The organism is Salegentibacter agarivorans, assembly GCF_900113135.1.
In the GTDB taxonomy this organism is placed as follows: domain Bacteria; phylum Bacteroidota; class Bacteroidia; order Flavobacteriales; family Flavobacteriaceae; genus Salegentibacter; species Salegentibacter agarivorans.
This window is the reverse complement of sequence record NZ_FOOH01000004.1, coordinates 110,779-136,125: the sequence shown is the minus strand read 5'-3', so window position 1 is coordinate 136,125 and position 25,347 is coordinate 110,779. Positions and strand designations below refer to the sequence as shown.

Annotated in this window: 16 protein-coding genes; all 16 read right to left on the bottom strand. The window is 40.2% G+C overall.

Translation table 11 applies throughout. The features are described from left to right. Positions 1-26 precede the first annotated feature (26 nt). Positions 27-2,591 carry a glycoside hydrolase family 2 protein gene (locus BM084_RS04715; RefSeq protein WP_093303195.1) on the bottom strand — a complete coding sequence of 855 codons (2,565 nt, stop codon included), beginning with the start codon at positions 2,589-2,591 and terminating at the stop codon, positions 27-29. 45 nt (positions 2,592-2,636) lie between these two features. After that, on the bottom strand, positions 2,637-3,596 hold the full coding sequence (locus tag BM084_RS04710; RefSeq protein WP_245764333.1) for a LamG domain-containing protein: 960 nt from the start codon (positions 3,594-3,596) through the stop codon (positions 2,637-2,639). 90 nt (positions 3,597-3,686) lie between these two features. Then, positions 3,687-4,883: a LamG domain-containing protein gene (locus tag BM084_RS04705; RefSeq protein WP_143083620.1), complete on the bottom strand. Its 1,197-nt coding sequence runs from the start codon at positions 4,881-4,883 to the stop codon at positions 3,687-3,689. Positions 4,884-4,902: 19 nt separating this feature from the next. Then, complete coding sequence (locus BM084_RS04700; RefSeq protein WP_093303187.1) at positions 4,903-5,940, bottom strand: L-rhamnose/proton symporter RhaT; 1,038 nt, start codon at positions 5,938-5,940, stop codon at positions 4,903-4,905. A gap of 32 nt (positions 5,941-5,972) precedes the next feature. Beyond that, on the bottom strand, positions 5,973-7,019 hold the full coding sequence (locus BM084_RS04695) for an aldose epimerase family protein (RefSeq protein ID WP_218152230.1): 1,047 nt from the start codon (positions 7,017-7,019) through the stop codon (positions 5,973-5,975). A 5-nt stretch (positions 7,020-7,024) separates the two neighbouring features. Next, positions 7,025-8,122 carry a mandelate racemase/muconate lactonizing enzyme family protein gene (locus BM084_RS04690; RefSeq protein WP_093303182.1) on the bottom strand — a complete coding sequence of 366 codons (1,098 nt, stop codon included), beginning with the start codon at positions 8,120-8,122 and terminating at the stop codon, positions 7,025-7,027. Next, entirely contained in the window at positions 8,119-9,576 is a 1,458-nt protein-coding gene (gene aldA / locus BM084_RS04685) for an aldehyde dehydrogenase (RefSeq protein ID WP_093303179.1), read from the bottom strand. The genes BM084_RS04690 and aldA overlap by 4 nt, the downstream gene beginning before the upstream one ends. After that, a complete protein-coding gene (locus BM084_RS04680) occupies positions 9,563-10,990 on the bottom strand; it encodes a sulfatase (protein ID WP_093303177.1) in 1,428 nt (475 codons plus the stop codon). Before BM084_RS04680 ends, aldA begins: the two co-directional genes overlap by 14 nt. A 17-nt stretch (positions 10,991-11,007) precedes the next feature. Continuing rightward, positions 11,008-11,778 (bottom strand): SDR family oxidoreductase, encoded by a 771-nt coding sequence (locus BM084_RS04675; protein ID WP_093303174.1) that lies wholly within the window; start codon positions 11,776-11,778, stop codon positions 11,008-11,010. Between the two features lie 61 nt (positions 11,779-11,839). Continuing rightward, the gene (locus tag BM084_RS04670; RefSeq protein WP_093303171.1) at positions 11,840-12,874 is read right to left on the bottom strand and encodes a zinc-dependent alcohol dehydrogenase; all 1,035 of its coding nucleotides are present in this window, start codon (positions 12,872-12,874) and stop codon (positions 11,840-11,842) included. A gap of 15 nt (positions 12,875-12,889) precedes the next feature. Continuing rightward, positions 12,890-14,122, bottom strand: coding sequence for a glycoside hydrolase family 117 protein (locus BM084_RS04665; RefSeq protein ID WP_093303168.1), 1,233 nt, complete (start codon positions 14,120-14,122; stop codon positions 12,890-12,892). 5 nt (positions 14,123-14,127) lie between these two features. After that, a complete protein-coding gene (locus BM084_RS04660) occupies positions 14,128-16,671 on the bottom strand; it encodes a glycoside hydrolase family 2 TIM barrel-domain containing protein (RefSeq protein WP_093303165.1) in 2,544 nt (847 codons plus the stop codon). A 473-nt stretch (positions 16,672-17,144) separates the two neighbouring features. After that, the gene (locus BM084_RS04655; RefSeq protein WP_177195659.1) at positions 17,145-18,899 is read right to left on the bottom strand and encodes a RagB/SusD family nutrient uptake outer membrane protein; all 1,755 of its coding nucleotides are present in this window, start codon (positions 18,897-18,899) and stop codon (positions 17,145-17,147) included. A 16-nt stretch (positions 18,900-18,915) separates the two neighbouring features. Further along, positions 18,916-22,089, bottom strand: coding sequence for a SusC/RagA family TonB-linked outer membrane protein (locus tag BM084_RS04650; RefSeq protein ID WP_093303162.1), 3,174 nt, complete (start codon positions 22,087-22,089; stop codon positions 18,916-18,918). A gap of 143 nt (positions 22,090-22,232) precedes the next feature. Further along, positions 22,233-23,921, bottom strand: a complete 1,689-nt coding sequence (locus tag BM084_RS04645; RefSeq protein ID WP_143083619.1) for a helix-turn-helix domain-containing protein — start codon at positions 23,919-23,921, stop codon at positions 22,233-22,235. A gap of 158 nt (positions 23,922-24,079) precedes the next feature. After that, positions 24,080-25,291, bottom strand: coding sequence for a family 16 glycosylhydrolase (locus tag BM084_RS04640; RefSeq protein ID WP_093303156.1), 1,212 nt, complete (start codon positions 25,289-25,291; stop codon positions 24,080-24,082). Positions 25,292-25,347: the final 56 nt, after the last annotated feature.

Genomic DNA, 25,347 nt, shown 5'->3' with positions numbered 1-25,347 from the left:
TTTATCTGTAGGATTTCCCCCAATATTTAATTCTCATCATTTGATTGTTCAAATCCCCTGGCTCTGGGCGTTTGCGTGCCACTTTCGTAATCTTTGCCGTTTTCTCTGGTCAATTCATCAAAAAAGAAATAATAAGATCCATATCCTCCGTGGCCCCTCTCATTTTCCTGTTCCAGGCGTTCTTTTTTCCATTCGTTGAAGCGTTCTGTGGCGGTCTGCTGGTCACCAATTAAGAAAAAGTAATCATTATGAGAAATTTGTGTTCCATCTTTGTCCTGTAGTTTCAGGGTAACATAGAATTTCTCTTTTACCTTCCCTAAAACAGCTTCTGAAACTTCAAAGAATTTCTTAGCACTGTTTTTTTCAATTTGAGCTACTTCATAGGATTTTTTGAATAAGGATTTTTGGGAATCATCCTTAATTTCAAAATTGATGGTAGCATTTTTATATTCTTTGTAGAAATCGTTCACTACCCATATACTTCCGGTAAAGACTTCCTCTTTATGCCATCTCCTTTTTTTAAACTCAAAGTTTACCAATAGGGGCTGATATGCTTTTTGCACATGGTAGTAGGAACGTTTTGGTTTTTGATAATTATCTACAATGGCCCATTTCATGTCAGGCCAATACGTGATAAAATGGCATAGGGAAATCCCGCTCAAACTTGGTTTGTCCCTCCGGAAATGTTCTATCCCATTCTTGAAAATAATTCCCTGTGCATCCTGGGTCGCATTTACAAATTCTTCCAGCGATCCTTTCTTCTCATCACCAAAAACATCCCAGTTTTGCATACGCAAACGTGTTAAATCTGCCCAATGGTGCCCCCAACTTAAACCAGGGGGCCATAGTTCATCGTCCGGGATAAACTTTTTTAAACTTTCCACTGAAGGGACCGAGGTAATGGCAAATTCAGGGACAATAGGGAAACCATCTGTTTTTGTTTGCAGCCAGTCTTCGTGCAACCATTCTCCCATATCATAAAAATACCGTAAAGCATGCAGTGCCTCTTTGGGTTTGAACCCGGCTTCCTGTGCAACGTGATCAGTCATTGGGGAATCTGGCACATAGGGGAGTGGCGCGTAATGTTGCAGGGAATCGCCCAACCTTTCCAAAAACCTCCTGCCGGCATGAGGGTCACGGGTACGGAACATCATTTCTTCCCCACCTTCCATCATAATCAAGGAAGGGTGGTTTCTCCTTTCTTTTAATACTTTGACCCCTTCATTAAAAATTTCAGCAATATTTTCTTCCTCCATAGGAATATTCCCTGTTCCCAGGGGAATGATATCCTGCCAAATGGTAATCCCCATTTCATCAGCATATTGATAAAATTCAGGAATTTCCGGGGGGTGCCAGCCAAAAATCCGAATGTTGTTCATATTCATTTCCTTGGCGAGTTTAATTAATTCGTAATACTCTTCCGGGGAAGTTCGACCCACAAAAATATCGGGTGGCCCTCCCCAATTGGCAGAACGGATAAAATGGAACTTGCCATTAATATAGGTGGACCGGGGGAAGGATACGTCCACCCCTTTTTCAAAACCAGGGTTCCATTTAGAAGTCACTTCCCTTATGCCAAATGTGGTTTCGTTAAAATCGTGATTTACCTCCCCTTCTTTCAATGATATTTTAGCTTTATACAGATTGGGCTTTCCCAAATCCCAGGGCCACCACAGCTTGGGATTTTCTAAATGGATATCTTTTTTGACTTTCTGTAAACCGGGTGCTACAGCTTGTGAGAATTCAACATTTATTTCTTCAGAATCAAAATTTTTGCCTTCCAAAGAAACTACAAAGTTCATTTCCCTGGTTTCACTGGTTGTATTTTCAACCGTTAACTCCAATCCAACGTCAGCCGAACCATCTTCGTTGATCTTGTTATTGGCATACACATCATCAAAGCTCACCTTTCCGCTTCGTACCATTTTCACTGGCCGCCAAATCCCCATGGGTGCCAGGTCACGCCAATAATCCCCGAACCACGGTGTTTTTTTACCTGCAACAAAAGCATTTACTTGAGGTGCGGGATCTAATTTTACTATGAGCATATTCTGCCCCTTCAGATAATCATTTTTACTGATCCTCAAATATTCATTTACATTAAATGAAAAACTTGAAAATGCACCTTCATTTTTCCCCAGATAGTGGCCATTCAACCAAACTTCACAACTATAGTCCACCCCTTCAAATACTATGTCTACAACCTGATCTTCAACGCCTTCGGTAACCTGAAATTGATATGCATACCACCATTCGTATTGTTGAACCCATTGCGCCTTAACACTATTCCTTCCAAAATATGGGTCTTCAATAACACCTGCCTTCCAAAGATCTGTATAAACATCCCCAGGAACTTCTGCATTGTTCCATACCAGGGTCTCAATGTCTTCAGGGGGCAATTTGTGCAACCCACGTTTTATACCTTCCCCGGGAAGCATCATTTTCATTCGCCATTTCATTCCGCTGAAATCCCTAACAGACTGACTGTTCTCTTCGTGAGAAAAGGTGGTATTGGGTTGTGCCAGTCCTGTTACACAGCTTAAATGGAAGCAGGTAAACAAGAATAAAACTTTTAGGCATGCACTTTTCATTTTAATATTTTTTAATTGTACTTAATAATTATATTACAAACCGAGCTATTGGGTAGGTTCCAATTTCCAGGTCCTCACCCAATCTACTTTCATGGTATTTATAGAATCATCGAGAAGGTCTTCTTTTTTGGCCAACCCGCCCAGCCAATCGGCATCGAACGTCCAGAGGTCCCAAATGAGATTTAAATCGCGAGTGAAATCCCTCTCGGAAACTACACTCCCGGCAGGTTCCCCATCCAGGTAAAATTGGATATGGGTAGCATCTTTCCACCAAACCCCAACTATATGGTATTCTTCATTCCATTTAATTCCTTTACCCGGATTGGCATTAGAAAGATTGCGGTTGTCAAAGTTGCCTTTTTCCCTGCGGGTATCATCATCTATCACATGGAAGTACTGGGAATTCATCTGCCACGGAAAATCTGGCTGACAGCCACAGGATGGTTTCGAATTATTTTCAATAACATCTATTTCATTCCTATTTGAAATATCCCCATTGTTCAACCAAAAGGTATTGTAGGCTGATATGTGGGCCGTCCTTATACGGCTTTCGGTGTACATGGGATAACTAATCTGCTCTTTGGATTGTACACGGGATGTCTCAAACCATCTTTCAGCACCCTCATCCAAGGTAGCCTTGATCCACAAATTACCATCGGCGACCCCTGAATTTTCTGCTTTCATCTGGACAGGCACGTCATAATTCCATAGAGGTTTGAACCATTTTATCTCATCCCAGCTGTCAAATTCATCAGTCAACCCATCTACTTTTATCCATTGCATATCTTCCGGGGTCGTATCATCTATAGAAACAAATGATGGTAAATCAGGATCCATGTTCTCAAAATCTGCAGTGGTGGGTTCCTTCTCCGGGTCTGTTTCCTCATCTGGATTCTCCCCGCCCTGTTCGTTTTCTTCCGGCTCCTTTTGCACGTTATCATCATCGGTCTGACAACCAGCGCCTAATAGAAATACCATGCAGAGCATCCATAAATGCCAATTCATTGAAATAAGAGTTTTAGTATACATAATTATTTCTTTTTTTTTCAAGCTAATTTTGAGTGCTTTATTTAATCCTATTATAGTTTTTTATTCTTAGACTGGTTTATAAACCCGGACCCAATCTACTTTCATTGTATTTTTGGCCGGGTCGTTCAAGAGGGCATCATTTGGGGTTCTACCGGCTTCCACGTGCCAGTCTTGAGATTCTACATTTATAATGATATCCAATGGTTTTGTAAACCCTTCTTCACCCTGAAATTTGTATGGGTCAATCACGCTTACATTGGAAATACTATCGGCTTCTTGAAGAACTCCATAAGAAAATGTTGGAGACTTGGAATAAAGGTTTTCTTTTTGGAAACCATTGTCATTGAAATCCAGCCTGCCATCGGTCATACTTGGATAGGTATAAAACCATTGATCAGCATTTTTTGTAGCCGAGGCTTTATCATATAAAACGCGCACCAATTCGCCATCTATATAATATTCAAAATGTTTGGGGCCTATCCAATTAACTCCAATTTGTATAAATTTCCTATCTCCTGCATTCCAACTGTAGTCTCCCCAGGAGGTAGATATGTCCTTACGGGTCCACCAGGAATTCTTCCCCCTTGGCTGATAATCCTGAAATGGATCACGAATAAATGAATGGTGACTTAAATGAATAAACTTGGCGAAATAGGAATTGTTACTATCAGCACCCCCATAACATTCCATAATATCTATTTCCTGAGTATCATCAGAGCTCAATAACCAAATATCTGAGGCTAAGGCTATATTAGCAACACTTACACTCGCTTCCACATATACAGGATAAATAATTTGATTGTTGGATGTAATGCATCCGCTGTTTATACCCCCGCTAGGCCTGTCCATTTTATTTGGTGAAGCCGAAATGGGTGCAGCTTCATTTTGCCTGGACCAGCGTGATGCTTTGATTTCCAATTCAGAACCATTAACTGAAACATGGTTATATTTCCAATAGGTGGTGCCTGGCCCATCCCAATTGTTATGATAGAAATTATACCATTTATCATCCCCAAAATTTACTTTTTCTGATGCCTCCTCAAATTTATAATTGAAATCATCTGAAACTTCTTCTTGCAGTTCCCAAACTTTCGAATTTGGTGCTTGGGGGGGTATGGTTATATTTGACCAATCATATACGTTAGAAGAAGATGACGACTCGTGCAGTGAGGTGTCGTTTGTGGCAGAAGATGAACAGCCAACAAATAAATTGCTGGTCGCACTTAAAAATATCAATGATAAACCTAGCTTTTTGAAATCCATAATTTTACGCTTTAGATTATTAAACGCCAGATTCTGCCATTCCATTACCTATAGCGATAATAACGATTCCCACGATCATTAATGCCAAACCAGCATAGAGATAGGCTTTGGCTTTTTTGGAAGCCTGCACCCATTCTCTGGTGATCAAACCTGTGACAATGGCGGTCGCCACACTGGCGGTATTGAAAATTGCGTACCCCACGGTGTTACCGGCATCCCCAAGTTTATAAGCAGCGTATGCGAAAAGGGCAGAGGCCGCATAATGAAAAACTGCCATAATAAGGATAAGGAAGAAGTTTTTCGAAAAATGCGGAGTTTTAAAATTATCCCATGCTTTTTTCTTTGATAATTGCCATATAAAATAAGTGGTCATGGCAATCCCGCCCGAGATGAAAATTGGGAACATGACCGCTACAGCTGTTATCCAGTTGGCATTTCCCGCACTGGTCGATGCTTCGTGCAAATAAGGACGGCCTACCGCATTGGCATAACTAAAACCTGTAGCTAAGAGTCCGCCTGTCACAGCGATCAAAATCCCTTTGGCCATGGAACCTCTAATAACATTTGCTGAGGTATCGCCCTGTGTGTTATCAAGTTCATTCCGTTCCCTTATCAGGCCGGCTTTGGCATTTAAGATTACCCCAAACAACACCACCAGGATACCTAGCAGGATGAGGATAAGGGAATTTTCAGGGGGCAATCCATCAACCAGGAAGGGGAGTACCGATCCAATAAGGATAATGGTCCCAATAAATATGGAAAAGCCAAGGGAAAGTCCAATATGGTTAATGGCTTTCCCCCACATCATCACCCCGGTACCCCAAAGGAAACTTGCCAGTGCCATTTTTAACAGGATATCTGTGGGCATATTTCCAAAAATATCCTGAAACCCATCTATCAAACTGATTGAAGTGATTATTGGCACCACGAACATGGTCAATAGAAAAAACAAACTCCAGGTATTCTCATATTTGAAGTCTTTGGTAAATTTTTCCGGCATTGCATACAAACCCAGGATGAGGCCTGCGAATATTGCCCATATAATTCCTACAATCATAATAATAAGTTTTTAGTATTAATATTTATGGCTTACCAACCAAATTTAAATATGGTGGTACTTTTAAATTCTTCACCAGCACTGGTAATGAATTTTGGTGAATTTTGGATGTTGGGCCCGTTGGGATACCGGTGGGTCTCACAACAAAACCCGCGATATTTGCCAAATTCCTGCCCGTTTTCCCTTTGCAATTCGTTAGAGGTGTACTTCCCTGTATAAAAGAGCATTCCGGGCTCTTTGGTAGCAACCCCTAAAGACCTGCCACTTTTTTTACAATGGAATTCGGCAACTTTGTCCGAGAGGAAGTTTTCCTTATCAAAAATATAATAGTGCTCAAAGCCATCGTTCATTTTCCCGTGTACCTCGCCAATTTTTTTGGGCTCCCTTAGGTCATCAGGACGTCCTTCAAGCGGTTGGATTTTACCGGTGGCCGCGCCCGTTCCATCTAAAACAAGCTTTTTGCCTGCCTTGATCTGTGCGGTATGGTTTTCTACGGAAGAACTAAAAGCGTTCAGGTTAAAGTAGGTATGGTTGGTCAAAGACAAAGGGGTGTCCTGGTCTGGTACTGCGGAATATTCTATGGAAAGTTCATTACTGTCATTCAAGATAAATTGAACACTCACTTTAACATTCCCGGGGAAACCTTCTTCCAGGTCTTCGCTTAGAATTTCCATGGAAATACCGGTAGCACCCTTCAAATTTAATGTTTCGGCTTTCCATATTTTTTTATCGAAACCAATATTCCCACCATGCAGGTTATTTTCCCCGGCATTTTTTGCCAGGGTATATTCCTTGCCGTGAAGCTGGAATTTTGCATCCTTGATCTGCGAACAATAGCGCCCTACCGTGCTTCCAAAGTAAGGCGCGTTCTTTTTATATTCTTCAGAAAAGTAAGCTTCAAAATTGTTAAATCCACAAACGATATTCTCTATATTCCCTTTGGAATCCGGGACTTTGATCGAAGTGATTGTAGCCCCGTAGTTCATGATATTCACGCTAATACCATTTTTGTTTTGTAAGGTATATAGATGAATAGTTTCACCGTTCATTGTTCCAAAAATTTCTGAATGCATACTCATAATGATTATGTTTTTTGTTCATATGGCCCTAGCTTGTCCCAGTCGAAAATCACGCCTACTCCCGGATAATCGGGTGCTACAGCCCTGTAATTCTCCACCACCAGGGGTCGTTTGGTATATTGATCTATTGGGAAACTATGTACTTCCAACCAACCGGCGTTGGGTTGGGCAGACACCAAACTTACATGTAGTTCCTGCATCCCATGGGAGCAGGCAGGTATATTGTGTTCATTGGCCAGGTTTGCCGCGGCCAGCCATCCAGTGATCCCCCCGCAGTTAGAGGCATCTGGCTGGATATAAGAGAGTTTTGCCTGTTCCATGGCATATTCAAATTCATGAATGGTATGCAAGTTTTCCCCCATGGCCAATGGGAAACCGGTGGCGTCCACAATTTCTCCATACCCCTTGTAATTGTCTGGGATGGTAGGTTCTTCAAACCAGGTAATATCATATTTCTTAAAGCCTTCAATAGCTTTTATAGCTTCATCTACCGTCATCGAATAATTGGCATCTACCATAAAAGTGATCTCAGGGCCTATATATTCCCGAACGGCTTTGATACGCTCCAGGTCCTCTTCGAGTTTTTCACGACCAATTTTAATTTTTACCGCATTAAAGCCCCGTTCCAGGTAATTTTTCATATTGGCCAATAATTTTTCTATGGGGAACATCAAATCTATCCCACCACAATAGGCCTTACAGGAATTGGCGTGGCCACCTGCCATTTTCCAGAGTGGTTTTTCTGCTTTTTTACATCGGATATCCCACAGCGCAATATCCACGGCTGAAATGGCAAAAGAGGCAATTCCACCCCGGCCCACATAATGGATATGCCATTCCAAAAAATCGTAGATCCCGGCTATATCTTCCCCATCCTTGCCAAGTAAAGCTTCTGTGAAATCATGCTCGATCATGGCTTTTATGGCAAAACCGCCTTTTCCCCCGGTGTAGGTATAGCCGGTGCCTTCGCTACCATCTTCCAAAGTGACCGTAACGGTTACCAGTTCAAAATGATAATGGTCACCATGTTTGGCATCGGCCATTACTTCGGGTAGCGGAACTGTAAAAAGACGTGTTTTTATTTCTGATATTTTTGTACTCATTTGGCTTTATATTTTACGTAAAAGGTTTTCTTTTCAAGGTATTGTTCAAATCCATATTTACCATCTTCGCCTCCGGTGCCACTTAATTTATAACCATTGTGGAAGCCCTGATGCTGTTCGCCATGACCCCGGTTAACATAAATTTCTCCATATTCCAACTCCTCATTACACCTCATAATGTTGTTCATATCATTCGTATAAACCATGGCAGCTAAGCCATATTCACAATCGTTAGCGTATTTTATTGCCTCATCAAGACTATTGAATTTTATAATCGGTAATATTGGACCAAAAGATTCTTCGTGTACTATGGTCATATCCTGGGATACATTGGTTAAAATAGTAGGTTCAAACCAATAGCCTTTTTTAAACTGTTCCCCTTCCGGCTTCTTCCCACCATATTCTAGGGTAGCTCCTTCTTTAACGGAAGTTTCCACGAGTTCTTCCATGTGTTTCAATTCACCTGAATTCACTTTGGGTCCCATATCGCTATCTGGATCCATTGGATCGCCTACTTTTATAGCTTTTACTTTATTCATGAATTTTTCCATAAATTCATCATAGATTTTTTCATGTAAATACAGTCGTTCATTGCAGGTGCATACCTGCCCGCAATTGTCGAATCTTGAATGTAGTGCGCCCTCAACAGCCTCATCGATATCTGCATCTTCGAGTACAATAAAAGGAGCCTTTCCTCCCAATTCCAGTTGCACAGGTATTAATCTTTTGGAAGCCCTTTTGGCAATTTCCTGACCTACCGGAGTACTACCTGTCATAGTTACCATTTTGGTGATGGGATTTTCAACTAGGGCGTTACCTACAGTCCTTCCGGGGCCGGTAATAATATTTAAAACCCCTTTAGGGATCCCGGCTTTATTAGCCAGGTTTCCCAATTCCAGAGTAGCCAATGGCGTTTCAGAAGTGGGCTTTATCACCATGGTATTTCCTGCAATAAGAGCGGGACCTATTTTACGTCCTGCCAGAGCAAGAGGGAAATTCCATGCAGTTATAGCCACGACCACACCCCGGGGAATTTTCTGTATCCATATTTGCTCATTAGGGTTATCTGACGGTAGGATATCCCCTTCTATACGACGGGCCCATTCACAAGCATATTCTATAAAGGAAGCGGTAACTCCTACTTCCATCTTGGCTACAGATAGCAGTTTTCCCTGTTCTTTTACCAAAAGTTCAGCCAGAAAATCTGTGTTCTCCTTTATCAATGATGCAAACTGACGTAAGATAGAAGATCTTTCCATAGCAGGAAGCTTCTTCCAGGAAGCTTGAGCATCTTCTGCAGCTTTTAAAGCTTTCTCTGCATCGCCTTGATTCCCATTCTGAATATGGCCTACAATTTCTTCAGTTGCAGGGTTAAGAACTTCTACGGTTTCCTTAGTTTCAGTATTTTTCCATTCGCCATTTATAAATAGCTGATATTCCTTAATTTCTGACATCGTTTTGTGTTTTAATTTCACTTACTTTTCGGTACTGGTCCATTCTTTCTGCTGCTTTTCCTTCGTATAACCTTTTCAATTGCCATAACGGCCTTTCCAGAGTTAACTCCCAGTCAAACAGATTTTTGTAAAGCGATTCCACTTTTTCAGGATACGCTTTGGCCAAATTGTTGACTTCTGAAACATCTTCCTGAAGGTTGTACAGTTCTGCCGGACGATCCGGAAACCGCAATAATTTCCAATCCCCATCTCTAATGGCACCTCTCGATTCCTTCTTCCAATATAAGGTTTGGTGGGGCCGGTCTTTTTTCTCTCCTTTAAGGAATGGGATTAAATTAATGCCATCCAGATCTTCCATATTTTTTATATCCCCGCCGGCTGCAGCGTAAAAAGTGGGTAATAAATCCAGGGTAGTAATTGGAAATTCATAAATCTTAACACTTTTCAGCTCTTTAGGCCAGGATAGTAAAAATGGTACTCTAATGCCACCCTCTAAGTGATTTGCCTTTGTACCACTCAGAGGATCATTGGAAGCTTCGCTCGCATCTGTTGGACCTCCATTATCATTGGTAAATACAACAATGGTATTTTCAGTCAGACCAAGATCTTCCAGTTTTTCCATTACCACACCTATGGCCCGATCCATTGCCAGGTTCATTGCTGCCAGTGTTTTTCTCTTGCCTTGCAATCCTTTAATTTTTTCAAGGTCTTCAGGTTTTGCCTGCATTGGTGTATGGACTGCATTGAAGGATAGGAAAATGAAAAATGGCTGTTCTTTATTTCTATCTATAAATGAAGCAGCTTCTTCAGCCAGGACATCTGTAAGGTATCCCTGATGTTCTTGAAAATTCCCAAATCCTCGCTCCAACTTATTTTCAGGATATTTTATGAGTTCTTTTTCCTCGTAGGGCCAATAACTACGGGCTCCACCGCGAAAACCATAAAATTCATCAAATCCTCGCCTGGTAGGATGGAAACGATCGGCATTCCCCTGGTGCCATTTTCCGAATAGTGCAGTCTTATACCCTCGTTTTTTCAAATAATCGGCCATGGTTGTTTGATCCAAAGGAAGCCCCATGTCATCACCCGTAAGACCGGAATTACTCATATAGCCCGGCACATTGTTCTCTTCAAACCCGAATTTTTGCTGGTATTTGCCCGTTAAAATCCCGGCTCTGGACGGACCACAAACGGCAGCCGATACATATGCCTGGGAAAAACGGATACTCCTACTGGCCAGTTTATCAAGCTCAGGAGTTTTAAAATGATTACTTCCCTGAAATCCAAAATCGGAGTAACCTGCATCATCAGCTAGAATAAACACAATGTTAGGCTTATTTTGGGCGCTGGGTTGTTGCGGTATTCCGCACAAGGGGAATAATATTACTATATATTTTAAAAAAGGGTACATCATCTCTCATGTGCTTAAATTTATCGACCCATCCATCCGCCATCCACAAGCGTGATGCTCCCGTGCATATAAGACGCTGCTTCCGAACACAGGAATACTATGGGACCGGCAAAATCTTCAGGTTCGCCCCATCTTCCGGCCGGGATACGCGCTAAAATGGAGTTTGCGCGGTCGGGGTCGTTCCGTAGTGCCTCGGTATTATCTGTGGCGATATAGCCTGGAGCAATGGCATTTACATTTACACCTTTAGAAGACCATTCGTTCGCAAAGGCCATGGTCAATTGACCTATGGCACCTTTACTGGCAGCATAGCCCGGCACAGTAATCCCACCCTGGTAGGTAAGTAAAGAAGCGGTAAATACAATTTTACCGGAACCCCTCTCAACCATTTGTTTTCCTATTTCCCGGGTAAGGATAAACTGGGCGTTTTGGTTTACTTCTATCACTTTATCCCACATTTCGTCAGGATGCTCAGCAGCAGGTTTTCTTAAAATGGTACCGGCATTGTTTACCAGGATATCTATTACAGGAAAATCTTCATTCACTTCCTTAATAAAGGCATAAAGCGCTTTTCTATTGCTAAAATCACAGGAGTAGCCTTTAAAGTTCCTACCTCGTTTTTTTACTTCTTTTTCTACTTCGCTGCCTTTCGGGTCCAGGGTGGCGCTTACGCCAATAATATCGGCACCGGCTTCGGCCAAGGCGATGGCCATGCCCAAACCAATCCCCCTTTTACTGCCTGTGACTAAAGCTGTTTTTCCGTCTAATTTAAATTTATCCAATACACTCATTTTGTTCTATTTTTTATTTGCTTATCGCTTGTTTTTCAAAATCTTTGTTTTGGGTGGCCTATTAAGCCAGTCTTTCTTCCGGTTGGCATTTTATAAGGTATTTCATGCCTGCAGGGTTGGTGTCGATTTCTTCAAAAACATCCTGGATATCTTCCAGTTTGCTTATTTTCGTGGTAAGCTTGTCAAAAGGGATATTACTAGAGGCAGCAATGCGTATGGCCTCGTCATAATCTTCTTCTTCATATAACCTGGCTCCCAGAAGTTCAATTTCAGACCAGAAGAATTTAAATAGGTCCACCTTTCGCTTCTCGCCCCCGTGAATGGCCACCATAACAATCCTGCCACGGACATTCACCACTTCGGTCATGGCTTCTACACCAGCTGCCGATCCTGAAACTTCAAAAGCACAATCTATCATCCCCCCTTCTGTTAATTCTGAAATCCTTTCCACAAGGTTTTCCTTTGCGGGATTGATCACCGTAAAGCCAAGTTCTGAAAGCATATTCACACGTTTTTCGTTGACTTCTGAAATAATCACGTTGGCATCCTTTTCTTTCAATACATAAGAAATAAGGGTACCAATAGGGCCGCCACCAATAACGAGGCAATTTTCGCCTTTTTTCACCCTTCCGATTTTTACATCGTGGCAGGCCACCGAAAGCGGTTCAATGAAGGCTCCATGTTGTAAAGAAAGTTTTTCCGGTAACTGGTGCAGGGTATAGGCGGGAACCGTCCAGCTTTTCTGAAAAGCCCCTGGCGCGTCTATTCCTATAAACTTCAGATTCTTGCCCACATGGGGAAAACCTTTGTCAAATTTATGCGGCTCACCAAACTTCAAGGGCCTTACGGCTACCTTATCCCCAACTTTTACATGGGTAACGCCTTCGCCTATTTCTGCCACCACGGCAGAGGCTTCATGGCCTATAACCTGGGGCATATCCACGCGCTTGTCCATAGTGCCATGATAAATGTGAACATCTGTACCACAAACGCCACAATAAGCCACATCAAGCCTTACTTCCCCTTTCTTCGGTTTTAATTCCTTGCTTTCACCTGAAATAAATTTTCCTTTCTCTTTATAATATGCTGCTTCCATAATCTAGATTGGTTTTTAATTGTTTTTTGCATTTTCTCCTTTCGCTACATGGACGGTCCTTCTTCTGGAAGAAAACCTCATGATGCTTTGGTAGTCGCTATTGTTGTAAATATGTGATAATCCCCAGCGCAGAATACTGGTCGGGTCTTCTTTATCATCTGTGTTTAGGCTCCTGTTTAGGCCAATGGCATGGGGCGCACCTTTAATAACCGATTTAATCCCAAAATTAATACCGTCTGGAGCCCATTGGATGGTGTTTTTTTCGGGGCCATCTGTAGTGATCAACGAGGCAATACCGCCATTGTGTTTCCATACACAAATTTCGTGACCGCTATTGCTTATGGGATTGTATGCCGATTTTTTATAAGGTCCTTTGGGATTATCAGCCACTGCCACTCCGTGGCGAATCTGTCTACCTCCAAAAGTGATTTCTTCACCCATTTGTTCTCCTTTATAGTAGAGATAGAATTTTCCCTGATACGGAATGATACAAGGATCATGAACTTTATGACTATCAAAATCTCCTTTTTTCTCAACCGTGAACCGGTTTTGTTCTTCACCTTTCCAAATTCCATTATCGGCAGGACTCAGAATAGGTTCTTCACTTTTTGTCCATGGACCATCAGGAGAATTTGACCAAGCTAATCCTACCTGGTTTTTGACTCTTACATTATATGGAGATTTTACAGTTTGATAACACAGGTAATAGGTGCCTTCATGTTCCATGATTTCGGTAGTAAATACCGATCTGTCGTCATACTCACCTTTTTCTCCTCTGGCTACGGCCACACCCTGTTCCTCCCAGGTCCATCCATCTTCTGAGGTGGCATACCAGATATCACAACGGTCCCAGGGAAAAACTTTGTCATTTTCTATATCGCCCCCAAAGCCCTGGGTAGGACCTGTACTTTTGGAGTACCATACATAATATTTGCCATTATGCTTCAACAAGGCACTGGGGTCCCGTCGTACCACACCTTCTTCATAGGCCAAGTCTCCTTTAAGGGGTTGAAGTTCACTAAATTCAATAAACCATTCATTCCCAACCTCCGGCCATTCCAATGCCCTTTTTGAGGCAGCACTGAGGGAATCTGGATTGGTAATCCCAAGACGGTCTATATCTTCCTGGGAGATTTCCATTTGGTTTTTAGTCTTTTCCCCGTCATTTTCCTGATCTACCTTGGAATCACATCCAGCCAGGAATGCCGTGGCCATAAAAAGCTGAAGTATTAAATTATTGTCTTTCATGTTTTTTATTGTGAGATTATTTTTAGTGGTTCTGTTTTTAAGCTTCCCGCCTTTGCTGTTACTGTGATCACAGAAGGTTCTTTTGTAGCCTGGAGCAGGAGTAGGGCCTTGCCCTGATTTGTTTTTAGGCTGTTAGACTGGTAATCCTGTACATTGGTGCCCGAACCATTGTCTACGCCAAGGACTTTTGCCTCGCCTTCTACCGAGAATTCTATGTTTTGTTCTTTGGTTTTTATAGGATTTCCAGCTTTATCCACTATTTGCGCCACCACGTGGGAAACATCATAGGCATTAGCCTGTAAAGTATCATTTTCTGTAGTTAGCTTAATGGCATATGCCTGAGTAGGGGTGACCAGGGATTTCCATATTGTTTTCCCATTTTTTAAACCTTTGCCTGTGATTTCCCCTTTTTCATACGGCACAGCCCATTTATAAATATGGTCCGGGAATTGGCTAAGTTTTTTAACCCCGAGGGACTGTCCGTTCAACAATAATTCAAGTTCCTCTAAATTGGAATAGACTTCTACAATAATGCTGTCATTTACTTTATAATCCCAGTGTTCATTCACATCGTGCCAGAACCATAAGGCATGTTCCCAGGCACCCGGTTTTTTTTCCACCACCTGGTTTGTTGCCCCGTCCCATTTAAAAATGGACTTATCGTTGGTTTGTGTGGCGATATAGATATGCGGCTCCTCACTCCAAAGTGATTTCATCATATGATATGATGGTTTTTTAAAACCTGCAAAATCCAGCAAACCACTTAATGTTCCTTTTACAGGCCAATTCCCATTAGCCTCTCCCATGTAATCTATTCCAGTCCAAAGAAAAGTACCGGAAATAAATGGCCGCTCCAGTACAGCCTTCCACTCGTGCCATTGGGGCAAGTTCTCTGTGCCCATAATGGGCTTGTCTGGATAATTCTCATGACCATAATCGTAAAGAACTCTTCTATAGCTATAGCCTACTACATCCAGAGCATCTGCATATCCGGTTAAATGACTTACCGAGGGTAAAATCAAATTAGCGGTCACTGGTCGTGTAGTATCTAATTCTTTAGTCCATTTAGAAAGTTTTTTTGCCGTTTCAGCCAACACGTATTTACCCTCTTCACTTTCATCAAATCGTTCTTTTATTTGTTGAGGGGTTATAGGAGGAAGCTCCCAGAAATAGTTACCCTGCCAGTTCATATTGAAGTATCCGCTGGCATTACGATATCTCGGATATGTCCATTCAATTTCATTGCCTATGCTCCATTGGAAAATACTGGGATGATTGCGATCCCGTAAAATTGTAGCTCTTAGATCACGGCGAGCCCATTCCTGAAAATGCTCACCATAACCTCTTGTTATATAATCTACAGATCTTTCCTTTTGATTAAAGCGTTTATCTTTTGGGTTGTCCCACTCATCAAAGAATTCTTCCTGCACCAGAAATCCCATTTCATCACACAGGTGTAAAAATTCTTTGGAAGCCGGGTTGTGGGCGGTCCTTATAGCATTCACACCTGCTTCTTTCAGTATTTTGAGTCGGCGTTCCCAAACGCCTTCCGGAACGGCTGCCCCTACCAATCCCGCATCGTGGTGGAGGTTAACCCCTTTGATCTTTAAATTTTTGCCATTAAGGAAAAAGCCTTTATCTGCATCAAACTTAAACTGTCTTATCCCGAAGCGAGTTTCGTATTGGCCAATAAGCTTATTATCTTCTATTATAGATGTTACTGCTATGTAGAGGTAAGGACTCTCAATATCCCATAATTGAGGATTATTGACAATAATTTCTTGATTTAAGGTTATTTCAGATTCTGGTGCAATCCTTTTTGTTGAGGTGGCTTTACCTTTAATTTTACCATCAGCATCCAGCACTTCAGTAATCAATTTAAATTCCTTTCTACGTTGAAAATCATTTTTAATCTGTATTTGTGCATTAACAATTGCCTCTTTATCTGTTATTTCCGGGGTTGTTATAAAAGTGCCCCAGATTGGAACATGTAATTTATTTGTGGTAATCAAGGAAACATTCCTGTAAATACCTGAGCCGGTATACCATCTGCTATCGGCATAGCGCGTTCGATCTACCTTTACCATAATCTCGTTTTCTGAAGCAGAATTTAGATAATCGGTAATATCATAATAGTGCGGAGTATAGCCATAAGGATGAAACCCCAGTTTTGTTCCATTCAGCCAGACTTCGGCATTGTTATAATTCCCGTCGAAATAGATATAGGCTTTCTCATCTTTTCCGATGTCGGTAGAAAATTCTTTTTTATACCAGCCTATACCTCCAGGAAGGTAGCCTGTGGCTCCTTCCCCTTTTATAGAATCAAAGGAAGCCTCCACACTCCAATCATGAGGAAGCTTAACCGGCTTCCAGTTATCAACATTTGCAGTTTTACTGCTATCTGCTGGGTTGCGTAGGGAAAATTCCCAGTCAAAATTAAAATCCTGGACTTCATTTGGAATATTTTTCTCTGAAGCTTGTGCAAAACCTTCAGAGAAAAAAAAGCCAAGACTATAAAAAATAATTACTAAAACTTTACTCTTCAACATCTTTATTTACATTAAATCTATAAGAAATGATCTGTTTGAAATCCATTGTTTTCTCGGATTTCCCATCCGCTTCAAATAAAGTTTTATTTTTCCATTTTACTTGTGGAAGTTACTTGACAAGAACTAGACAGGGAGAATTTTATGATTAAAAAAGGATAACATATGGTTCAAATATCTGAGATTGTTAACGGCAGATTATTATCTCTTATGAATCCGTTTTTTTGAAGCGGCAGTGAGAGAATATCTATGGATTTCTAAATACTTGTGATACTAAAAGAACAGTAAAAAGAAAAGTAGACATCATATTTATCATCACACGCTTGTTTTAATTAGCTAATATCATTTCTAAATTCAGAGGAATGCAATTCCCAAATGAACAGCCTTATCATTCACCAAGATTATCTACAAAGTTCATATAAGGCTGTAAATCTGAAAAAAAGGTCATCTATACAGGGATTAGAAATATGTTCAACCTAATAAGCCGGATCTTGTGTTAATACCCCATTTTGTAAATCAATTTGTACTTGAGGAATTGGCCAATGGTCATCTTGTTCGGCATTAAAAACCGCACCATTTAGCCATGGTAATCTTCCATTTTCAAGTTCTTTACTTAAATAAGTATTTAATGTTGACTCAGCAGTCCCCCAACGGACCAGATCATAAAATCGCATTCCTTCAAGTGCAAATTCGAGACGCATCTCGAACCGCACCGCTTTTCTCGCATATTCCTGACTAGGGAACGATGGATATAAGCTTAATTTGTAATTGGCAGCAGGTTTTGTTGGATCAACTTCTATTTGATCATCAGAACCAAACTTAGTATTGGTAACCTTACCCATCACAACATCATCTGCAGCTCTCTGACGGATTTGATTCACTAAAGAAAGAGCAGTAGCTAAATCGTTTTCTTCCACAGCAACTTCTGCTCTCCACATCAGTACATGACCTAGTCTTAGTACCCGAAAATTATTTCCATTGACACCTGAAGCCCAATAACTAGATTGGGTTGAAATTTCACCCAAATTTTCTTTATAGAACATGATTTTTTTATTCAGGAAAGGCCCCATATTTAATTGATCTTGCATCCAGTCACTACCACTCATAGGCCCCCAGTCTAAAAAGGGGATACCTCGTCTTCCTATAGTCCAATCTACCCGAGGATCTAAGTAATGATCGGTTGGCGTAAAATTCTCTGTATCTAAGATTCCATAGTCTTCCAGAAGTAGGTTGTCTCGAAAATTATCTAGCATAGGAAGACCTTCCTCATTAACCTTGAAAGCATTAAACAAATCAAAGGTAGGGGCACTGTAAGCACAGCAAAGGCCGACATCTGGTCCTCTGGGATATAGAGTTTGATGGTCTATACCCGAATTATCTACACCGGCACCATCGTTTACGGAATACTGAATTTCAAAGATGCTCTCACCATTATTCTGGTGTTCTTCATCAAAATTATTATAAAAGTGCGATTCTAATTGAAACGGACCATTATTGATAATATCATCTAATAATGGTTTAGCTTCAGTGAATTCATTTTGGAACAAGTGTACTCTTGCCATAAATGCTTTAGCGGCCCATTTCGATGCTCTACCTAATTCATCAGGGGCGGGATTCAAATTGGTAATGGAGTATTGAAGATCTGCTTCAATTTCATCCCAAACTTCACGATCATTAGACACAGTAAGAGGATCTACATTTTCAGTGATATAAGGTATTTTCTCAAATTTAATTCTCAACTGAAAATGATACCACGCCCTTAAAAACTTGGCTTCTGCTTCTATTTGTTTTGCTTTTTCTGTTGGCAAGGTTTCACCTGCATTTTCTAGCGCCTTCAATACATCATTGGCACGAGATACACCTTCATAATTTACTCCCCAGGCACCAGTCAACCATTCATTATCCGGTCTAACTTCATATCTTTCAATATCGTTTATTTGAGTCCAACCGCCAGGGTGATCACCGCGGTGTATATCATCGGAAGGCACATCACCCCATACCCAATTTATACCAGAGGCTTCTCCCTGATTACCACTAGGATTTTCACCACTCACATATCCATCAAGAACTGCATAAGTAGCTATAAGCAGCGCTTTTATTCCATCCTCATTAACTAAATTGTTTTCATTAACTGTTCCTTTCGGATTTTTTTCAAGAAAATCCTTATCGCATGCATTCATCATCAACAATATGCAAGTAACGAAACCTAGTTTTTTTATAAAATCTTTCATAATTAATTTTTTAAGGTTAAAATGAAATGTTTAGACCAAACATAAATTGCTTAGATACTGGCCATGTTCCCACGTCAACTCCACGGTCTATTTCCTGTGCCACCCCTCCATCACGTTTGGCTGATATTTCAGGATCTAACCCTGAATAGTTTGTTATGGTAAAGAGATTTGCAGCTAAAGCATAGATGCGTAATTCATTAATGTTAAAGGAGGAAATCAAATTCGTTGGAATGTTATAGCCAAGCTGCAGGTTCTGTAAACGTAAATATGAACCATCCTCTATATATTCAGTGGATGCATTTTGTTCAAACGAAGTACTACTTGAGGCTTTGGGAAAAATGGCATCATTATTATTTTGTAAATAGGGACTTCCCCATGATCTAAATAATCTATCGGGACTATTTGGACCTGAGAATGCACCATAACGGATGAATCTATTGGTATAATTTGCGATGTCATTCCCTACACTTGCATAAAAAGTAGCAGCGAAATCGAAATTTTTAAATTGCAGACCCATTCTCAAACCAGTTGTGAAATCGGGGTGAGGGCTACCTATATAGGTGCGGTCTTCGGGACTTATAACCCCATCTTCATTTACATCTCTTATCTTTAAATTTCCCGGTTCATTATACGTTCCGTTTGTGGGATGCGCCTCTGCTTCTTCTTGGGTTTGAAATATCCCATCCACGATATAACCATAATATTCCGGGAAAGCACGTCCTACCTCAGTTCTTGTGTAAACTTGTTGGCGAACAGGAAAACCTTGAATGAATTCATTTTCATTGTTCGAAAGTTTAGTTACTTCGTTTTTATAAGCGGTAAAAGTACCGGATAAGTTATATTGCAACTCACCATTAAACAAGTTATCCTTAAACCCAAGGCTTATATCTATTCCTTTATTAGTCATGGATCCAATATTAACTGAAGGCGGGGATGCCGATCCAGATACAAGGGGAATGGCTACAGGAAATAGCATATCCTCGGTGTTTTTCTGCCAAAGGTCAACACTTAAATCCAGTCCCTGAAATAAAGTAGCATCAAAAGCAATATTCGTAGAAACTGTAGTTTCCCATTTGGCGTTTGGGTTTCCTATAGAGGCAGATTGGTATCCTTGGGTTATTGAGTTATCGGATCCTCCAATGGCATAGTAGGAATTACCTAGTGACGATGTAAAAGTACTAAAACTATTATAGTTACCAATTTGATCATTACCAGATTCACCCCAGCTGCCTCTTATCTTTAGATAATTTAACCAATTAGAATCCGTTAAAAAATTTTCCTGGGAAACGATCCAGCCCAAAGAAGCCGCCGGAAATACCCCATAGCGATGATTTTCACCAAATCGTGATGAACCATCTCGACGTAATGTGAAGTTAAACAAATACCGGTCGATAAAGGAGTATTGTAGGCGGGTAAAATATGAAAACAGAGACCATTCTGAGCCATTGCCATTATTTAATTGGTTAGAGGCTCCAGCATCCAAAACTAAGAAATCGGGATCTGTAGAAAAATATTCCTGTCTTGAGGCGGATATGAATGAAAAATCACTTTCTATGGCTTCAATTCCTACTAATAGATCTATATCATGATCTTCTGCGAAAGTTTTTTGATAATTTAGAGTATTGGTCCAATTCCAAGTAGTATTGGTCGATCTTCTTTCACCTAATGTTGTGCCACGTGCGCCATTTATATTTTCCCATGCTGGAAAAGAAGGGTTGTAAGAATCATGTAATCGTGCGTTGTAGCCAAAAAGTGTTTTAAATGATAAACCTTCAATAAGCGATATTTGGGCATAAATATTACTTGTTATATCATAAGTTCGATTTCTATTTGAACTGCTTCTATCTAGAAACCCTACCGGATTAGGACCGTCAAACCCTAAACCACCTACAATGCCACCTGCATAGTTTCCCGCTATATCGTAAACCGGAAGGATTGGATTCAATTTATATATCTGGTTAAATAAATTTTCGTGACTGTTATTTCCTCTCCAGCCATTGCCTTGGGATACAGTCACCCCTAGTCGTTCACCGATAGTCAACCAGTTATTCAATTGTGAATCTATATTGGCTCGTAAGCTGGCTCTTTGGAAGGAGGTGTTTTTTAATATTCCTTCTTCATCTAGGTAACTACCTTGGAAGGAATAGGTGGTTTGATCGGAGCCACCATTTACTGAAAAACTATAATCCTGGATAATTCCGTTATGATAAATCTCCTCCAACCAATCTGTCCCAATTGAATTTGATCTCGTTATGGGGTAGGTTTGCTGGTTGTACAAAGAGGGATCAACATTTGGATCTCCTATAGAGGCTCCATTAGGGAAAAGGTAATCACTGAGTATCGGCTCAGATCCACTTCCGTAATGAGGATTAGTTGTTGGAAGGCCATCATTTGTATATTCTAACCACAACATTTGCCCAAGTAGTTGCGGATCTGTCATGAATTCATATTTTGCAGAAGGTGCATTAAATCCTGTCCGTAAACTAACTTCAACCTGGGCGGGTTGATTTTTTTTTCCAGTTTTGGTAGTCACTAAAATTACTCCATTTGCACCTCTTGCACCATAAATAGCAGTAGAAGCTGCATCTTTTAATATTTCAATAGATTTTATTTGGTTTGGCGGTGGGGGTGGAGCTCCAAAAACACCATCTATAACCCATAGGGGATCATTGTTATTTATAGTTCCCATACCTCGAATGCGAATCTCAGCATCGCCTCCGGGGGTCACTGAAGCAACAGTGGTTACTCCCGCAGCACTTCCCTGGAGCGCCTGCGTAACATTAGCTGTAGGTTGTTGCTCCAAATAATCATCATCGACACTACTCACCGCACTGGTGATTTTAGTTCTTTTTTGGGTTCCATACCCCACAACTACCACTTCTTCCAATGCTGAAGCTGAAGGTTCCAGAGTAATATTAAATTGTGTCTGCCCATCAACCTCTCTCTCAGCGGTTTCGTAGCTGAGATAGCTAAATATTAGGACAGCTCCAGGGAGTACATCAATCGAGAATTCACCATCAAAATCGGTTACCACTCCGTTGGAGGTACCTTTTTCAATTACGTTAACTCCGGGAAGAGGCATCCCCGAGGGATCAGTAACTACTCCGTCCACTTCAATACGGGCTTCTTGCGCCAAAAGATGTGAATTGAATAAAGAAAAGGAAAGGATTATAAGTAAAACTTTTTTCATATAAATTAATTTTAATGATTATTAATTAGTGAAAACTCACTGAAAATACTTCAATGAAAAATTATATCCGTTTGTTTACTCTAAGGTACTTTTGGAATTAAGGATATTGCAAATCATATGATTTTTTATTTACTACATATGGTTTAAAAGCCTGAGATTATTTCTTCCAGGTTATCATCTCTTTTTAAGCCCATTTTTTTTCGAAGCCGGTATCGGGCCGTGTGTACAGATTGTACTGATATGCCTAACAAACCAGCCATTTCCTTGCTGGAAAAATTTAGTTTCACCAAAGCGGCAATCTTTTGGTCTTTCTGGCTTAAGTTTGGATAGGATTGAATTAAATTTTCATAAAATTTTTCATTTATTGAAGTGAACCTTAACTTAAATTCCTCCCAGTGTTGACTATTATTATGCGATAAAGATTTGAAAATGGATTTAACCTCCGTAGACTTTATATCATCATCGGTTTCCTTGAATCGTTTCTCTAGTTCTTTTACAAATTGATCTTTTTCAACAAGCTGTAATGCCGAGGTGGCCAATTCTTTATTTTTGAGTTCTACCAACTGGTTTGCTTTCTCAATTTCCAGCTCTTTTTTCTTACGTAAGAATTCATTTTCTGCGATATGTTTGGAGCGAAGGTTTTTAAAATATAGGATGCCTATTGCAATTAGGAAGATAATGGCAAAAAGAAGCAGTAATTTCTGTAACCAGCTTATCTCATTCTTTTGCTCCAAGCTGAGTAGCTTTTGCTGTTGTATAACTGCCTGCTGCTTTGCTTTTTCTACCCTGAACTCGTCTTTTATTAGTAAAATTGGCCGATTACGTTTGCTCCTGCTATCAAAAAATGTAGCATCCAGTTCCTTGGCTATTTCAAGGCTGCTAAGTGCTTTCTGATACATTCCCATTTCTTTCTGAACATCTGAAAGCTTTTCATATATTAACGGTGTGAAATCCAGATGTTTCTGATAGTAGTTTGCAGTTTTGATTGCCCGTTCATAATAATCTTGGCCTTGCAAGGACTGATCCTGCTGTTTATAAATATCGCCTAAATAGGTATAAAATAAGACCAGATAATGCGGATGGTTAGCTTCAAACCATGGTTGCAATTTTTTCATTAGTCCTAAGGCCTCCTCAGGTTTTCCCAGTTGGGAAAGTACAAATGCTTCTTCGAATGCTAAAAACTCCTTTGGTAATTGACCAGGCTTGTCATGGAAATAAGTGTAACTACTATCCAGAAACTGCCGGGCCTTTTGAGGCTGGTTCCATTCCCGGTATGTGGCCGTTATTGCATAAAAATTCCGGACCAGATCGGCAGAGTCAATTTTTTTTTCTTTTAAGAGTTGTTTTTTTAATTTCAAGGAATTTAGCAAATAGGCTTCTGACTCTTCTTCCCTTTTATAAAAACTATAAAGTCTTCCCAATTCCCGATAGATCTCAGCTTTTATTAAAGTGTTCTCTGAAAGTTTGTCAGCAAGCGAAAGAGCATCCCAAAAATTATCATAAGCTTCGCCATAGTTCGCTCTACTTCCGTGAAAATCAGCTTTTTTTAGTAAAGTATATATTGCTGGGAGGGTGTCGCCCCTGTCTATAGAAATCTTGTAAGCTAGATTCAATGCTGTAATGGCAGTATCGGGCTCTTCATTTTGGGGGAATTCAATATTGTTATTAATTTCTGGATCGAAAGTATTGGAAGAATCTTGGAGGGCAGCTAATAGAACCTGATATGAAAGGATAAAGAAAAACAAACAAATGGCATATCGAGTCTTTCTCCAAATTATTAGATTTATGAGAGAACTGAATTTAAACGTATATCTTTTTAAATTGCTGTACATTCAATTTGGTTCTTTTTAAATACTTGAAAGATGGGTTTTATTTCTGAATTTGCTGTGATTTGAATTTTATAGATATTGTATTTCTATCATTCAAGAAATCGCTCCCATGTTTTTTATTCGTTCTCTTTTTGTCACGTTCTAAAATTAAAAACCTAAACTTATTCAGGTTTGTAAACACGTACCCAATCTACTAACATCGTTGATCTTTCTGGATCTAATACGGATGGATCTGTAAAATAATTAATTCCTTGGTTTTCCCTCCAGGGTTGTGCCGCCGCACTTATAATTAAATACATGTCTTTGTTCAAACCCGTACCATTGGTATAACCTTTAGGGTCTATTTGATTAGTGGGTGTTTCTCTTACCAGTTCTCCATCTACATAATATTTTAATGTCCAAGGGTCTAACCATAGTACGCCATAATTGTGATAGTCGTCTGCCCATTGCGTGCCCTTATCATCAGCATAATAAGTTTCTTCTCCAGTAGGTTGATAATCCTGAAAGGGATCTCTAATAAAAGTATGATGACTCAAATGTAAACGTCTAGAAAAGTAGTCGTTTGATTTATTGCCGTAAGCTTCTAAATTGTCAATTTCTTGTGTGGAATCATCACTTAGTAACCATACCGCAGATGCCAGTGAGGATTCACTAATTTTGACCCGTGCCTCCATGTATAGTGGAAACCCAACTTTTTCTTTGGAGCTCACTATTCCTGTTCTAATAATAGACTGGCCGTTGTTATCCTCTTCTATACTTGCTTTATACACAAGTTTTCCATCCATTACAGATGATTGAGAAGCACTATAGCGGGTATCGCCAGGACCGGTCCATCCGTTAAAAAATCTATCTTGCCAGTTTGAAGTAAAATCAGGTGATGATTTGCCCTCGCTATAATTAAACTCATTTGTAAACTCTGGCTGTATTATCCACTTTTTGTTTTCATCTAAGTCTGGTAAAAAGGACACCTCACTTGGTGCTTCATCTGTGGTGATCTGTTTTTCATCGCCATAAATAGTTTGATTTTCGCCATTTATATAGGCTCTTATATAATATGATGTGGTGGGCTGCAATCCCGTTATACTGATTGTATAGTCTAAAGAAGTTGTGGTCTCTGTTTTTGTATTGTCATCAATAGTTGGATTCTCACTATCGCTCCAACATATACCTTTTTCCGAGATGATAAAATCATCATTTCCTTTAATTATACTCCCACCTGTAATAACCTCAGAATATGCCGAAGTTTTCTCAGGTGTTTTAGTTTTTAGTGTTGTAGGTGTTACCGGCTCTTTTTCTTCATCATTGGAACAAGCTGTTAGCGCTAAGATTGATAAACAGATGGATAAAAAAAAGTAACTATGTAGATATTTCATTGTTTTCTTATTATTAAAAAGAGCTTGTCTAAAATCCTGCTTTTTGATATAGCTAA

Coding starts and splice junctions, on each gene's coding strand:
- BM084_RS04670 (WP_093303171.1), bottom strand. CDS start 12,874: ATGGAAGCAGCATATTATAAAGAGAAAGGAAAATTTATTTCAGGTGAA.
- BM084_RS04655 (WP_177195659.1), bottom strand. CDS start 18,899: ATGAAAGATTTTATAAAAAAACTAGGTTTCGTTACTTGCATATTGTTG.
- BM084_RS04715 (WP_093303195.1), bottom strand. CDS start 2,591: ATGAAAAGTGCATGCCTAAAAGTTTTATTCTTGTTTACCTGCTTCCAT.
- aldA (WP_093303179.1), bottom strand. CDS start 9,576: ATGTCAGAAATTAAGGAATATCAGCTATTTATAAATGGCGAATGGAAA.
- BM084_RS04700 (WP_093303187.1), bottom strand. CDS start 5,940: ATGATTGTAGGAATTATATGGGCAATATTCGCAGGCCTCATCCTGGGT.
- BM084_RS04665 (WP_093303168.1), bottom strand. CDS start 14,122: ATGAAAGACAATAATTTAATACTTCAGCTTTTTATGGCCACGGCATTC.
- BM084_RS04695 (WP_218152230.1), bottom strand. CDS start 7,019: ATGAGTATGCATTCAGAAATTTTTGGAACAATGAACGGTGAAACTATT.
- BM084_RS04650 (WP_093303162.1), bottom strand. CDS start 22,089: ATGAAAAAAGTTTTACTTATAATCCTTTCCTTTTCTTTATTCAATTCA.
- BM084_RS04640 (WP_093303156.1), bottom strand. CDS start 25,291: ATGAAATATCTACATAGTTACTTTTTTTTATCCATCTGTTTATCAATC.
- BM084_RS04690 (WP_093303182.1), bottom strand. CDS start 8,122: ATGAGTACAAAAATATCAGAAATAAAAACACGTCTTTTTACAGTTCCG.
- BM084_RS04680 (WP_093303177.1), bottom strand. CDS start 10,990: ATGATGTACCCTTTTTTAAAATATATAGTAATATTATTCCCCTTGTGC.
- BM084_RS04645 (WP_143083619.1), bottom strand. CDS start 23,921: ATGTACAGCAATTTAAAAAGATATACGTTTAAATTCAGTTCTCTCATA.
- BM084_RS04710 (WP_245764333.1), bottom strand. CDS start 3,596: ATGAATTGGCATTTATGGATGCTCTGCATGGTATTTCTATTAGGCGCT.
- BM084_RS04675 (WP_093303174.1), bottom strand. CDS start 11,778: ATGAGTGTATTGGATAAATTTAAATTAGACGGAAAAACAGCTTTAGTC.
- BM084_RS04660 (WP_093303165.1), bottom strand. CDS start 16,671: ATGTTGAAGAGTAAAGTTTTAGTAATTATTTTTTATAGTCTTGGCTTT.
- BM084_RS04705 (WP_143083620.1), bottom strand. CDS start 4,883: ATGGATTTCAAAAAGCTAGGTTTATCATTGATATTTTTAAGTGCGACC.